This window comes from Armatimonadota bacterium (assembly GCA_020354555.1).
Taxonomy (GTDB): domain Bacteria; phylum Armatimonadota; class Hebobacteria.
The window spans coordinates 1,824,652-1,839,008 of record CP070648.1; the positions used below are offsets into that span (position 1 = coordinate 1,824,652).

9 protein-coding genes are annotated in these 14,357 nt (G+C 66.5%); 2 read left to right on the plus strand and 7 right to left on the minus strand.

The window, feature by feature from the left end; genetic code table 11:
* Nucleotides 1-815 (minus strand): hypothetical protein (locus tag JSV65_07480; protein UCH36185.1); only part of this gene is annotated, 815 nt, incomplete at its 3' end.
* A gap of 274 nt (nt 816-1,089) precedes the next feature.
* Nucleotides 1,090-3,075 carry a hypothetical protein gene (locus JSV65_07485; protein ID UCH36186.1) on the minus strand — a complete coding sequence of 662 codons (1,986 nt, stop codon included), beginning with the start codon at nt 3,073-3,075 and terminating at the stop codon, nt 1,090-1,092.
* Nucleotides 3,076-3,467: 392 nt separating this feature from the next.
* Here JSV65_07485 and JSV65_07490 point away from each other — a divergent pair, with 392 nt between their 5' ends.
* Nucleotides 3,468-6,791 (plus strand): hypothetical protein, encoded by a 3,324-nt coding sequence (locus JSV65_07490; GenBank protein UCH36187.1) that lies wholly within the window; start codon nt 3,468-3,470, stop codon nt 6,789-6,791.
* A 62-nt stretch (nt 6,792-6,853) separates the two neighbouring features.
* Here the strand turns inward: JSV65_07490 and JSV65_07495 are convergent, their stop codons facing one another.
* The 5 genes from JSV65_07495 to JSV65_07515 all read right to left on the minus strand — a co-directional run bounded on the left by JSV65_07495 (nt 6,854) and on the right by JSV65_07515 (nt 12,667).
* Nucleotides 6,854-8,056: an alpha-L-fucosidase gene (locus tag JSV65_07495; GenBank protein ID UCH36188.1), complete on the minus strand. Its 1,203-nt coding sequence runs from the start codon at nt 8,054-8,056 to the stop codon at nt 6,854-6,856.
* A 157-nt stretch (nt 8,057-8,213) separates the two neighbouring features.
* On the minus strand, nt 8,214-9,272 hold the full coding sequence (gene amrS, locus JSV65_07500) for an AmmeMemoRadiSam system radical SAM enzyme (protein ID UCH36189.1): 1,059 nt from the start codon (nt 9,270-9,272) through the stop codon (nt 8,214-8,216).
* A 9-nt stretch (nt 9,273-9,281) separates the two neighbouring features.
* On the minus strand, nt 9,282-9,932 hold the full coding sequence (locus JSV65_07505) for a SagB/ThcOx family dehydrogenase (GenBank protein UCH36721.1): 651 nt from the start codon (nt 9,930-9,932) through the stop codon (nt 9,282-9,284).
* A 54-nt stretch (nt 9,933-9,986) separates the two neighbouring features.
* Nucleotides 9,987-10,526: an archaemetzincin family Zn-dependent metalloprotease gene (locus JSV65_07510; GenBank protein ID UCH36190.1), complete on the minus strand. Its 540-nt coding sequence runs from the start codon at nt 10,524-10,526 to the stop codon at nt 9,987-9,989.
* 62 nt (nt 10,527-10,588) lie between these two features.
* Nucleotides 10,589-12,667: a CIA30 family protein gene (locus tag JSV65_07515; protein ID UCH36191.1), complete on the minus strand. Its 2,079-nt coding sequence runs from the start codon at nt 12,665-12,667 to the stop codon at nt 10,589-10,591.
* Nucleotides 12,668-13,022: 355 nt separating this feature from the next.
* Here JSV65_07515 and JSV65_07520 point away from each other — a divergent pair, with 355 nt between their 5' ends.
* A complete protein-coding gene (locus tag JSV65_07520) occupies nt 13,023-14,312 on the plus strand; it encodes a class II D-tagatose-bisphosphate aldolase, non-catalytic subunit (protein ID UCH36192.1) in 1,290 nt (429 codons plus the stop codon).
* Nucleotides 14,313-14,357 lie beyond the last annotated feature (45 nt).

Consider the following 14,357-nt stretch of genomic DNA (forward strand, 5'->3'; position numbering starts at 1 on the left):
AACAGGATCGCGCGGGCGCCATCGCCGTTGACGTCGGCTATCGGGTCCGGCAGCACGCGGTTGATCGTGAAGCGCCGGTCAATGCCCTGCTCGGACTGAGGATCGAACAGTGTCATCCATAGCAGGCGCAACTCGCCGCCGCGGTAAGACAGCACATCCACGTGGCCGGAGAAGTCGCCGACGACGACGAACAGCGTGCCGCCGCCCGAGGCGTCGGGATACGCGCCAAAGAAGCCGTAGTGGCGGTGGTGGCCTGCGCGATAGTACAGCGCCGTCTCGCGCACGCCGGTAACGCCGTCGAAAACCGACACCCCTCCCATGCGTGACACGGCGACCTCGGGTTTGCCGTCCTCATCGAAATCGCCGACCAGCGCATAGGGCGAATAGGTGCCGCGCTCCGCAGCGGATTCCCACACGAGCTGCGGTTGTTTAAGGCCCTGCGCGTAGGAGTACAACCGAAGCCGCCCCTCGTCGCCCCATGTGTTGGTCCAGGTCAGTCGCTGCGCGCCGGAGTCGCCGGTGAGCGATGCGACCCAACGGTCGTTCGGCCCCCATTCCACTTCGCGCAGGTCGCCGTCCCCGGCCACGTCTATCACGGCGCGCTGGAGATCCCACGCCGACCTCGTACGCGCATCCCACAGGACGTCCGCCCGCCCAGGCTTGATGCCGAGTTCCAGGTCTGCGTTGCCCTCTCCCGCGCGCACCAGGGCGAAGGTTTCCTCCTGACCGAGGAACAAGCGCTGAGCCAGCCTGGGGTGCGGCGATTTCGCGCTCTCGTTTGCCGAACGCGCGGTCGGATTCTGTCCGGACGACATGGCCGCCCTTTCTGTCTCAGCCGCCGGATCGCGCGCCGGGCCGGCTCCAACAAGGCTCCAGCTCGCGAACGCAAGCGCGGCGAGCGCCGCTCGTCGTATCGCGCGCCCTTCCCACCGCCGCCGCAACCGGCAGCAAGCCGGCCGACTCATTGGTTTCGACATCCCGGCTTGTCCTCGCTTCCGCGTCTGCAATGACAATAACTCGGATTCCCGCCAGACGCAGGCAGGCCCTCCCTGCCCGATACTCCGCGTGCGCGCTGCGGGCACGCCTCCGTCACAGCCCTCCGATGCCCGATGACGTCGGCAAGTAGAGGTCAAACGCCAGATCAATGACAGTCCTTAGAAAGCCCGCGCTGAATTCGCCAAGGATCAGCCCAAGGAAAAACGGCAGCGCCCGGCGGTACGCGCGCAGCCCGCCGTAGCGCAATAAGAAGCCTTTGATCACCCACGTCACGAACACCGGCAGCCACATGCGGTACGCGCCGTAGCTCGCCGCTGCCAGATACCCGATCGGGTGCAGCGGCCACCACAGAAAGCGCGTGCGCATTGCACCCAGGAAGACGGTGAAGATCGCGCCGAAGAGATACGCGCCGATGCTGCCGAAGTCCCGCTTCCCCGGCGCTTGGATGTCCTGCATCAATTGCGCCATGGGCTCTCTGCCGAAGGCCCACATCGCCGGCCCGTTGAACCGCGCCGAATCGAACCCGACCTGGTACGTGACGTGCAGCATCGCCCAGAAGGCCGCGATGATGCCGACGCCGCTCGCGAGCAGGATGGCGGGAGTCAGTCCGCGCAGAGACATGCGGCTGCGGCGGCCCATGCGCAGCGCGTCCACCTGGGTCAGGATGGGGAACTGTCGGTGGGTGCGGGACAGCCACATGAACAGGCCCATTGTGGTCAACTCGTAGCGGCTCCAGGCCTGCACGCCGCCGACGCGGCGCAGCACCTGGTCCGGGCCCGCCAGGAACAGCTCAAACGTCGGCAGCCCGAGTTCGGCGCGCAGTCGCGCTGTCACGAGCACGATGACGAAGAACGCCGCGAGGTAGAAGAACGCCGTGTGCGGACGCATGCCGGCCGAGATGGCGAACCCCAACAGCGCGGCCGCTCCCACAAGCAAGCCGATGATAGCGGTGCGGTAAGACACCGCCTCCTCGGCATCATCGAGCTGCGCGCGTCCCCACACGCTGCGCCACACCGCGCGCAGATGCCCGCGCGCCGCCCACAGGATGACCAGCACCACCCCGAGCGTTGATCCCGTGCCTTGCTCCATGACATAGGGAAAGCGCTGCCAGTCGCGGACGCCGAAGTAGATTCCGGTCATGATGCCGAGGCGCGTGATGAGCAGAAAGAAGAGCCACGAGAACATGAGCTGCTGGGGCAGCAGAAACGCCAGGCCGTAAACGAACGGAAACAGGTACACGGGAATCGTAAGCAGGTAATGGCTGTTCCACGGATAGGAAGGAGCGAAGTACCTCCCGCCGACGGGAATCTGCGGCACCTCCGGCGCGAGCACGTGCACGAGGTTCACGAGTTGCGGTATCGCGGCCAGCGCGAAGCCCACCCACAACAGCCGCTGCCGGAAGAAACTCTCGGAGGTGACTTGCAGCGGCACCTCGGCTATCGGGTAGTTCAGGCGCTCCGCATCCCATTGCCGCCGCAGCAGGCTCGCCATGCAGAACATGACCCACACCAGCGTCATCGCGAACAACGACCACCAACCCAGCGGCGCGAGCCACGCCCGCCAGTGGCCCGAAGCGTACAGCGACGACTTCCCCTGGAACAGCGGCTTGATGACCGCCGGGTCCATCACCACGAGGTGACGCGGCAGGTAGGGATGCACGAGCGTCGCCCACTGGTTCTCCGGCGTCGCGCGGCCGATGACCGCCGCCAGCGTGCTGACCAGGATTTGCAGTTGATCGTGTCCGCCGAGCACGCTGGCGGAAGTGACCATGATGTAAATGACGAGTAACTCCACCCGCGAGAATACCCAGCGCGGCGCGACGCGAGCCACGACGGAATTGAACGCGAGCAGCAGCAGCAGCAGGGCGACGGCGTGGAAGAACAAGGCCGACGTCGTCGCGTTGTCCGAATAGCGGACCCACTCGATCTCCGCCAGCCACCAGGTGTTCAGGGGGACGAGCACGAGACCGACGACGATCGCACGCCAGGTCACGGCGCTCGATGCGTTGCGGCGCGCGCCGCCGTCTGCGGTCGCCTGCTGCACGTCAGCCGCAGCGTCAGTTCGTGAGATGGGCGTCATTGAATCCCAGACATGCCGCGAAGCGCCACTCGCCCTTGCCGTCACCCCGCCGGATCAGCGCAGGAAGAAGATCCTGACCTCCCACGGCCTGAAGTCCTCCCTGACAGCCGATGCTTCTTCAGACATTCTCTCCCCCGTCATCAGGTCGGTCACGGTGGCGGGGCGGTTCAAGATCCCGCCGGCGTCGTATGTGGGTCCCCGCCGGCGAACGCTAACTTCGCCGAGCCCTCATCAGGCCCTGCCCCGCGAACGGTCGTTCCTGTTCGCTCGCGGATTTCGTGGCGAGTTCTCAGTCCGCGGGAGGGAGAGCGGTGCCGCGAGACGAATCGCCCTGTGGCTGCCTTGTACCGGCAACCGTACGGTCAGGCATTCCCATCAGGCCGAGGATTACCATGCGCCCACTCCAAGTCGTCGCCGCACTGACGGCCTTGCTCATTCTCAGCGCCAACACGCTGCGTCCCGCTCCCGCCGACGCGGCGTCGCGCCGCACCGGCGGCCGCGCGGACGTCGGCGACTTGAGCCGGGGCGCGCTTGACGGTTGGCAGACCGAAGGCGCGGCGTGGGGTATCGCGCAGCGACAGCGCGCAGGCGCGGTCGCGGAGTATCACGCCGAATCGCTCGCGGGCGGCGAGCAAGCGGTCGGCGTGCTGCGCAGTGAGCCGTTCACCGTCACCGGCAACATTCTGCACTTCCTGGCGAACGGTTGGGACGGGCGGTACGGCGGCAAGGGCGTGAACGGCTATTACCTGCGCCGGGCTGCGGACGGCGAGCTGTTGCGCGCCGCCGCGCCGCCGTGCAGCGACGCGTTCACGCTCATGGCCTGGCCCGTCGCCGATCTCGTCGGCGAGCGGGTGATCTTTGAGGCGATGGATGGCGACCGCGGCGACGCATTCGCATGGCTGGGCGTGTCCGACGTGTACCAGGTGGATTACCCCGCCTCGACGCTTCGCCCACTGAGAATCGCCCCCGCCGGCACCTGGGCCATCCTCGAGCGCGATGGCGGCAGGCAGCAGGTGCCGCCGTATCTCTCTTCTCTCGGCGGTGGCGAGCGCGGAACCGGCGTCGTGCGCTCGCCCGAGTTCGTGATCGAGACGGACGTCATTCGCTTTGATCTGTGCGGGCATGACAGCGAGCACGGCGGCTTGGGTGCGAACTTCGCTGCCCTGCGAGATGCTCACACGGGCAAGCTGCTGCGTCAGACCGCTGCGCCCGGCCGCGATGCCATGACGCCCGTTGAATGGAACGTGCGGGATCTCGCCGGCAGGCGCGTGGTGTTCGAGGTGTGGGACGGGCTGAGCGCTGACGGCTACGCCTGGCTGGGCGTCAACAACCTTGACGCCGGGCCCGCGCTGCGCGCGACCTTCGAGGCAGGCGGACTGCCGGCAGGCTGGAACGTCGGTTCGGCTCGCGACCAGTGCTACGTCACTGCCTGCGGTGTGCCGTTCCTGGGGCTATCGGCTACCGAATCCATCGTGCCCGCGGGCGGCGAGGTGACCGTGAGGTGCGGCTTTCCAGCGCGGCGCGTTTTCCTTCTCGGCATGACCAACACGTGGGATCACGGGAGCCCGGTGTGGGGCACTCCGACGGACTACTCTGACCGACTCTTCATCGGCGACCGCATCGGCCATGTGATAATTGAATACGCCGACGGCACCCACGACGCGATTCCGCTGCGCCTGGGGCACACCGCGTGGTGGTACGCCGACTATGCCGGAAGCAATGCCACCGCGCCCTTCGCATCCGACGGGAAAGCGCGAGCCGTCCTCGAGCGCTCGCTCGATATCTATCCAACCGACGCCGGCGCCGGCCACGCATATCTCTGCGCGATCCGACCGCGAGACAAGACCATCGCCGGGCTGCGATTTGTGGATAACCCGGCAAAGCGAGGCGCGCCCGCCATCACCGCGGTGACCGTGGACACGGATGAGGCGAGCGATCTCCTGGGCCCGCCCATCGGCGCGGCGGCGCCGTCCGATCGCGAGCGGCGCTGGCTTGCCGAGCACATCGTGGCGGCCGACGCGCCTGCGACCTCCGCGACCTACCGCAGCGTCACGGCGCTGCGTCATCTCCTCTACAGCAGTGCCAATGACATCCCGGCACGCGTGTCCCCGGACATCCCGCGCGACTTTCGCGGCCCGCGCGTGCGCTTCGCAGGGACGCCGATTGCCGACCTGCTGACGAATATCTACTACCACTCCACCCAGGACATGGACGACAAGGTGGACGCCGACGGCACCTTCCACACCTCCACCAAGGACGCGCCGAGCTGGGGCGGCTACCAGGGCGTCGGCGCCTGGAACCCGCGTCACGGCGCCTATTACGATCACGCCTGGTCGCGCGACCTCGGCCGAGTGCTCCAGGAGTTGACGGAGTTGGGTTACGAGGATGACGCCCAGGCGTGCGCCCGCTGGTGCGATGAATGGCTGCAGTGGTTCCCGCAGCAATTCCCGCGCATCCACGTCAATGACCGGCCCGTGCCCGGCCATTGGGTGCGCATCATCAACCACCCGGAGTGGACGCAGACGACGGGCACGCCGGCGGGGTTCGGCAACCTGGAGAACGACGGCCACGGCCTGATTATGCTCTTTCAGTATCGCACCTGGCTCCACGCGGGCCGCCGTCCCGACTACGTGCTAGCCAAATGGGCGGCCATTCGGGAGGCCGCGGAATACGTCTGCTGGCTGCTGGATCATCCGGATATCTCCCGCGCTCATGACGACGTTCTCTTCAGCGACAGCGAAGGCGGCGGCATGCAGGCGAGTATCTATTGTGACCTGCCGTGCTGGCTTGGGTTGACCGCCTATGCGGCAATGGCCGAGGCGGCGGGAGAGGAGCAGGAGGCGCTTCGCTGGCGCGACTACGCGCGCCGCCTGCAGCGCGGCATCAGCCGATACTACCCGACGCAAGAGCAGGAGTTCGGCGACATCTGGGATCCGAGCAAGGCCGCGGTGTGGCCGTTCGGGCACAGCGTGCTCGCCCCGGTCCTGATCTGGCCGGACTACCACGGGCTGGACACATCCCGCATGCCCTCGGAATGGCTGGCGCGCAGCCGTCGCACATTCCGGCGGCAACTCACGCGCTGCCGCCCCGACCACGCCTCCGGCGTCGCGATGGGATACGGGCAGTGCTTCATCACCCAGGCGGCGTTGCTGCTCGACGAAATGGCGGACGCGTCCCGGTGTGTGGACTGGTTGGCTCGCTTCACCTACTACCCCCGCTACAAGCCCTACATTGTCCCCGAGGGATGTGAAACCGACTCGCGCGGCCGTTGGTGGCATCGCACCGGCGACTTGGGCAATGCCGTGCAGGAGGGGGAGGCGATCAAGTGCGCGCGGATTATCCTCGGCACAGACGATACGGATCCGGCATGCACGCTGTTCATCCCCCGCGTGCCACAGGGGTGGACGGAGGTGCGCGCCGACGGCTACCCGGTGATGACGTTGGACGGGGACAACGTCGTGCGCCGCGAGGTTGGCTTTCGCTTCGCGCGGACAACTGGAGGCGATGTGATCGAGATCAGATCCGACGCCCCGCTGGCCGGAGCGCGCGTGCGACTCGGGCCGTACCCTCCTGAGACGCGTCGAGTGAAGGTCACTCTGAACGGGAAGGCGCACGCCGTCAACGCATTCCTCAGCGGCGACTCAAGTTGGGCGTGGGTGGACGCGCCCGCCAGGGTGACGCGCCTCTCTATGCTGGCCAAGCCGGAGCCGAGCTAATCGGCGCTCAATCATCCCCTCGCTGACGACTGAGCGCTGGTAGAGTGAGCTCGTGCTCTGCCCTATGCCATCCCGCCGACGTCATACACCGCCAGCTTGCGGATGATCGGCTCGGCGGCGGAGTCCACGCAGCGCAGGCGGATTGCCGACACTTTCACCGGCTCGAAGCGGTGAACCCGCTTGTGCCCGATGATCTTGCCCGAGCACAGCTTGCGCCACCTGCCGCCCACGCAGCCCTCGATCACATATCCGCGAACCCGCTCGCCGCGCCGAATGTCCTCCATGACGACGACGTGGTCAATCACCGCACGCGCGTTCAGGGAAAGCTCGACGACGTCCCCGCGACCGCGCGTCTCTGCCAGGCTTCTCCCAAAACGCCGTCTGATCTCCGCACCGAACTCCGCCAGCCGCCGCGCATCGTTGTCGTGGACCAGACCCCTGCGGTCGGGCGGGACATTGAGCAGGAGAACCGAATTGCGGCCGACGGACTGGTAGTAGATGTCCATGAGGTGGTCAAGCGTCTTCACCTTATCATCTTCCGCGGGATGATAGAACCAACCCGGCCGGATGGAGACGTCACATTCCGCCGGATGCCAGCGGACGCCCTCGCCGCCGGGCGCCGGCTGGACGCTCGTCTCATCCTCCCGCGCAACGCCTGACTCGTTGCCGACCCACCGGATATCCGGGCCGCAAATCGCAATCAGTGCCTTGGGCTGCAATTCCCGCACCAGTTCGTAGTACGCGGGCCAGTCGTACTCTTGCCGCTTGCCATTCGGCCCCTCGCCGCACGCGCCGTCGAACCACACCTCGGTAATCGGCCCGTAGTTCGTCAGCAACTCGCGGAGCTGATCGAGGAAGTGCTCGTTGTACGCCTGCGAGCCGTAGGTTCGCTCGTGGCGATCCCAAGGCGAGACATAGACCCCGAACTTCATCCCGCCTGCGCGGCATGCCTCCGCGACCTCGCGCACCACGTCGCCTTTCCCGCCACGCCAGGGGCTGTTCTTCACGGAATGCTCGGTGTGCTTGCTCGGCCACAGGCAGAAGCCGTCGTGATGCTTGGCCGTCAGGATGAGCAGCTTCATGCCGGCCGCTTTGAGCGCCTCCACCCACTGCCGCGCGTCGAACTCTGTCGGGTTGAACAGTTGCGGTTTCTCGGTTCCCTCGCCCCACTCGCGATTCGTGAATGTGTTCATGCCAAAATGGGCGAAGGCGATCAACTCCATGTCCTGCCACGCCGCCTGCTCGGGCGTAGGCCTAGCCAGCATTTCTCCCTCTTCTCCCCAGGCCGGCACCCCCCGACCGGCCATTGTGATGACCATTACAGCGATAGCGATAACAGGGCTCACTGTGCGGTAAGGCATAGTGCTGCGAGTCTTCGACGCCGACCACCGGGACATCCTGCCGTCTGCCTCTGCCGCCGAATCACTCGAGCACGCCAGGCTTGTCTCTCGCCGCCCAGCGACCGTGGATCTCCACCCCGCAGTTGCCACAGCAGTTCCCCTCGAGGCGGTTCTGCCTGATCGAGAATCCGTGGCGCTCGATGAGCAGTGCTCCGCAGGCGTAACAGTATGTGTTCTCGGCCGGATGCCCCCACACGTTTCCGAGATAGACGTACCGCAAGCCGGCCCCGAGCCCGATGTTGCGGGCATGCTCAAGCGTTTCGACCGGCGTCGCCGGTAGATGCGATAGCTCGAGATGCGGCGCGAACTGGGTGACGTGCCACGGCGTGTCCGGCCCTAACTCGCGCGCGATCCATTCCGCAAGCCGGCGCAGCTCTTCCGGCGAATCGTTGTGGGTCGGGATGACATTCGTCACCACCTCAACGTGCATCTTCCAGTGATGCCTGGCCCGCGCAACCACTTCGCGGATACCTTCCGGATCGTCAACGTGGGCGATCTTGCGATAGGTTTCCGCGGAGAATCCCTTGATATCCACGCGGTAGGAATCGAGCCATGGGCCGAGCAGATCCAGAGCTGCGGTCGTCGCGAAGCCATTGGTCACATAGTTCGTGAGCAAGCCGTCCGCGCGCGCGAGCTTCGCGGAATCGAGGGTGTATTCCAGCCACAGCGTTGGCTCGTTGTACGTCCACGAGATGCCGAGGCACCGGTCGCGCTTCGCGAGGTCGACTGCATCCTCCGGCGAGAGATAATCGGTCGCCCTTGCCGCCTCTCGCGCGTCCGCGTGCGCGATCTCCCAGTTCTGGCAGCCGGGGCAGCGGAAGTTGCAGCCCAGACTGCCAAGGGACAGCCAGCGACTGCCGGGGTAGTAGTGGAAGAGCGGCTTCTTTTCGATCGGCGACACGGCCATGCTCGCGACGTGACCGTAGATCAGCGAGCAGAGCCGTCCGCCTTCGTTGCGTCGGGTGCGACAATAGCCGACTTCGCCGTCCTCAACGACGCACCGCCGCTGGCACACGCGGCAGCGGACCTTGCCGCCGCCGAGCGGCTCTTGAAGCAGACCTTCCCGCAGCTCCGTTCTCATCGCGTCAGGTTACTGGCTGCCGCTGCGGCGCGAGCCAACCGGGATGATGTACAGCGGCTGCTCCGCAGCAGGCAGACCGAGAACTCTCGCCACCGCACCATCATCGAACGCACCGATGGATACCGAACCCAAGCCCAGCGCGACCGCTTGCAGGTGGATATTCTGGCCGACGTGACCGACCTCGATATGCACGTAGCGCTCCGCGCGCGCCCCGTACTTCGCCCGCGTGCGCTCGTAGATCGCCGCAATCACGATGTCCAGCGGCGCGTCGCGGACCGCCGATTGCCCCAGCGCGGCATTGGCGAGCGCCGCCCGCGCATCCCTCTTCGAGAGTCGCACCAGCTTGTGGCCCTGCGCAACATAGCGAAACACGCCATCGCGCTTCACCGCATAGACCTCCAGCGGGTACAACGCGCCCGCCGATGGCGCGGTGCGCAGCCCGCGCGACGGCTCGGTGACGCCTTGCGCCGCCCACAGGAGCTGCCCGACGTGCTCCAACGTCAGGTCTCTCGCCGCAAACTGACGTATCGAGCGCCGCCGCGCCAGGGCTTGCTCGACCGCAATAGGCCCAGTCGGCCTGGGCGGTGGCAGGGCAGTCTCGACGCCTGCGCCTGCTTCCGGCGGGCGCGCGGTCTCCCCGCACCTGACGGCCAGTGCCATGCTGAGGCCTGCGCCGAGGACGACGACGGCAAGTATCCGTGTTGTCTTCATGAGTCACCTCCGTGCCGCGCTGAGGTCGAGTTCGCGCCCGCATCGGGCGCAGAAGTCCCGGCTCTTGCGATCCGTGTCCGCGAGCTGATTCGAGAAACGCATGACGCACAGCGCGTCCGAACAGTGGCCCAGGCCGAGCGTGTGGCCGATCTCGTGCACGGCTTCCTTCACGGCGCGTTGCAGCAGCAGTTCATCGTCCGGACGCCGCCCCCAGAACTCCTCCCGCAGCCGCGCCAGGGAAATCACGGCTGTCCGGTCCGAGAAGTCGGCCTGGCCGAAGACGAAGTTGAGGCGGGGCGCGTGGAGATCGGCGCCGGTCACTGCCAGGGTGTGGGTCGTATCCGGCGGCCGCCGCTTCACGGCTTCTTCAATGAACGCGGTGGCGAGGAACTGGCGCCTGCGATGATGGTAGGCAAATGCGGGAAGCGGCAGCGCATCGCGGGCGACCGTCACCGGCATGTGGAGCACCGATTCCGCGCCGACAGCGACCTGCCTGAGCAGGTTGCCGTCCACCTCTCCGACCGCAACCAGTTCCAACCGCACTTTACCCACCCCGGCGGGCGTTGGTCTTGAACGCGATCTCGCCCGCCCGCGCCGCGCGGGCTTCATCGCTCTTTCACGAACACGGGGCTGCCGGTCAGCGTGAGCTGCACGTGCCCGTCGGTTACAGGGACGGTCGTTTCCACGCCCATGATATCGCACACCACCGCCGCGGCGCCGCGCCACTCAATGCGCGCCTGTTTCGGCTTGTCGTCCCAGCACCAGCACACGCACACCGCCTTTCCGTCTCTGCGGAACCGAAAGCCGCGGACCTTGTCGGGTAATCCGGCGATGTCGTCGACGTACTCGGCTTGCTCCACTTGGCGGATCAGCGTCGCCAGCGCGACGAAGGCCGGGCGCGGCGACCATTCGTGGCGGAAGATGGCAAAACCCGGACCCGCCTCGGCATCGCCCACGTAGTCCCAGAACATGTGCCAGATCAGGACCCTGACATCCTCGGCCATTGCCAGCAGGTAAGCGCGCACCAGGTACTCCGCCTGCTCGCGCTCGGTGACGTCGGGCGTGCTGTATCCCATCTCTGTGATGTAGAGGTCTTTGCGGACGCCGTATTTCGCCGCCAGGTCTCTCACGCGGCGCAGGTTCTCGCGGAATTGGCCCGCATCGGGATCCTCAGACGTGTAGGCATGAAGCACGATGGCATCAAGCCATTGCCCCCCGCCGAGTTCGAAGAACCGCTCCAGGAAATCCCATACGAACGAATACGGGCATGGCCCGAGCACGGTCGCCGTCGGGTCGGCGGCGTGCACCGCCCTGTACGTCACCTCGTGCAGCTTGACGACATCTTCGATCGTCCCCATCCAGTACGCGTAGGGCACCGGCTCGTTCCACACCTCGTAAAAGTCAACATCATCCGCGACCAGGGAGCAGTAGTACTCCACGAAGCGCCCGTACTCGTCCCAGCTCTTCGGTTTGAACTTCCGGTAATCAACGCGGTCCGGCCGTGAGGTCAGCCACAGCGGCATGCCGCGGAAGTACAGAATCGGCTCCATGCCCGCGATTCTGTGAAATGCGAACGGCTCGCCAGGCTTCGCAACATACCGGTAGCCGCCCGCCGCGTCGGGCTCGAAATCCCAGGGCTGGCAGTACGTGCGGTGCCATCGGACGCCGTAGCGGCGGGGTATGTCCAGGCTCCCTACCCAGATGCCGAACACGGACTCCGGCGGCTCGGCCTCGGCCGCGGGCAAAGGGGGAATGGTGGCCACCCCGAGCGTCTCCTCCCACACCGCTTCCCCCCGGACTTTCAGCAGCGCCTCGACATCGAAGTAGCCGGTCCCGGAGAAGCCCGCCCCGCGCTCGCATTCGCCTTGCGTGTTCGCGGTGAAATCGTGGTGCTGCGACAGAATCTCCGTGCCCCAGAAGTCGCGCACGATGATAGCGAGTTCCGCCGCCTCCCCGTCGGGCAGGCGCTCCGCGCGTGCGACGACCTCCATGGTCTGCCCGGGCTCAAACAGACAAGCGGGTCGCGCGCAGTGCAGCGACACCTTCGGCCCGGCGTACTGGGGACGCGCCTGGTACGCCCCGAGTTCGTCAATGGCGAATGCCGTCTCGCTGCCCGGCGCCACCTGCAGCCACAGGCTGATGGCCGAAATTCGCTCGACATCGAGTTCCTGGTTCGCGTCCTGTTGGCTCTCGAAGTTCCACGCGAAATCCGCGAATTCGAGGCCGACGTGCTGCCACTCACCTTGGTTCCGCGACACCACAGGGACGCGCGCCCTGTAATTCGAGCCGCCTGCCTCGTGCAGCAGGAGATACGGTCGCACGTCGCCGGTCAGGGCCTGCATCCAGAACTGGATCCCCGCGAACTGCGACCAATCGGTCGGCCCCTCGAACCTCCAGACCAGCCGGCACACGTGGCGCGGAGCGTTCTGTGCGCTCGCGTGAATCCGCACCAGTAGGCTCTGGTTCCCGCCGCGAGCGATGCCGGGACGAAGATCCGTGCGGACCGTCGTTTCCCCTTCCGTCGCGACTTCACACTTCGGTTCGTCCTCGAAGTCATCCACGACCAGGTCAGGCGGACCTGGCGCGGCGATCGGCCCGCACCGGACCGGCTGGATAGTGACGCAGACCGCCCATGCCGCAACGAGTGGCACGGCGTAAGCGTAGAAGGGGACGCTCGTCCTCATTGTGTGCCGCCGCTCCTCTTTGCGCTGTCGCATCAGACCCATGTGCCGATGATTGCGGTGCACTGCCTGAACCCGTCCGAGTTCCGGCCAATCGTCGTGCGCGCCGAAGTGAACGCTGCGCAACACATACGGTACCGCAAACGCCTTATCGCAGCAAGACGCGCGACGATACGACGAGTCGCCTCACTGGAATCACAGCACGCCGTGCACGCCCAAGGAGGCGCGGCGTCTCGGCCTCAGTTCGCGCGGATTGCTCGGCACGGTACATGCGCGGGGAGGAAAAGCCGGCATTGGTGCGGAATGCGCGAGGCATTCGACATCTGTCGCGCACCGCGCGACAAGGAGGCGTACGGAATTGATGAGTCGCTCGCAGCACGACTTGAGAGCTGAGGACATCGTGGCCCGCTTGCTGGCCCGTTACGAGCAGGACGGCTGGGCGCCGACGTTGCTCGGGGTGGGGCCGATGTCATCCCGCGTCGTCCGCGCCGCCCTGGAGGTGGGCAAGGAGGCGGACTGCCCGGTCATGCTCATCGCCAGCCGCAACCAGGTGGACTCGGCCGCTTTCGGCGGCGGCTATGCCGAACACTGGACGCAGCAGACGTTCGCCGAAGCGATCTACTCCCTCGCCGACGAAATCGGCTTCGACGGACTCCTCTACATCTGTCGCGACCACGGCGGCCCGTGGCACCGGGACGAGGAGCTGCGCGGCAAACTAGCTCTGGATCAGGCGATGGCCAGCGGCATCGCGTCGTTCGCGGCCGATGTCGAAGCGGGGTTCCACCTGCTCCACGTGGATCCCACGCGCGACCCGTCGGGCACCGTCGGGCTCGCGACCGTCATCGAGCGCAGCCTGGCATTGGTGCAGGCAATCGAGGGCGCCCGCGAGCAACGCGGCTTGCCGCGGGTGTCGTACGAAATCGGCACCGAGGAAACCAGCGGCGGGCTGACCGCTGACGCCGCCTTCGCAAGCTTCATCACCGATTTGCTCGGCCGCTTCGCCGCCCAGCGGCTCCCGCGTCCGGCTTTCATCGTCGGCCAGACCGGCACGCTTATCAAGATGCGCGAGAACATCGGCACCTTCGACGGCGACACGGCCCGACGACTCGCCGCCATAGCCCGTGACAACGGCCTCGGGTTCAAGGAGCACAACGCGGACTACCTCTCCGACGACATTCTGGCCGAGCATCCAGGCCTGGGCATCACCGCCGCCAACGTCGCGCCCGAGTTCGGCGCGGCGGAAACGCAGGCCTTGTTCGACCTGGCTGACCGCGAGGCCGCCGCGATAGGGGAGAACTCGCGGAGCGATATGCACCCGTCCGATCTTCGCCCGGTCGTCGAAGAGAAGGTCCTCGCCAGCGGTCGCTGGGTCAAATGGCTGCGTCCCGCGGAGAAAGGCACGACGGAAGACGATCTGCGCCGCGACGACGCCCGCCGAGCGCAAGTGGCCCTGGTGTGCGGGCATTATACGTTCACCGACCCGCAGGTGCAGTCAGCTCGCGAGCGCCTCTATGCCAACGCCAGGCACCTCGGGATCGCGCCCGACCCGGAACGCGAAGTGCTGGACGCCGTCAAAGCCAGCATCGCGCATTACGTCGAGCCGTTCCGCCTGGCGGGGCTGACCACCTGGCTGCGAGCCGGCCGCTGAGGACAGTGCGTAAAGTGACAATGGCGTGCCGGAAGCACAAGGGAA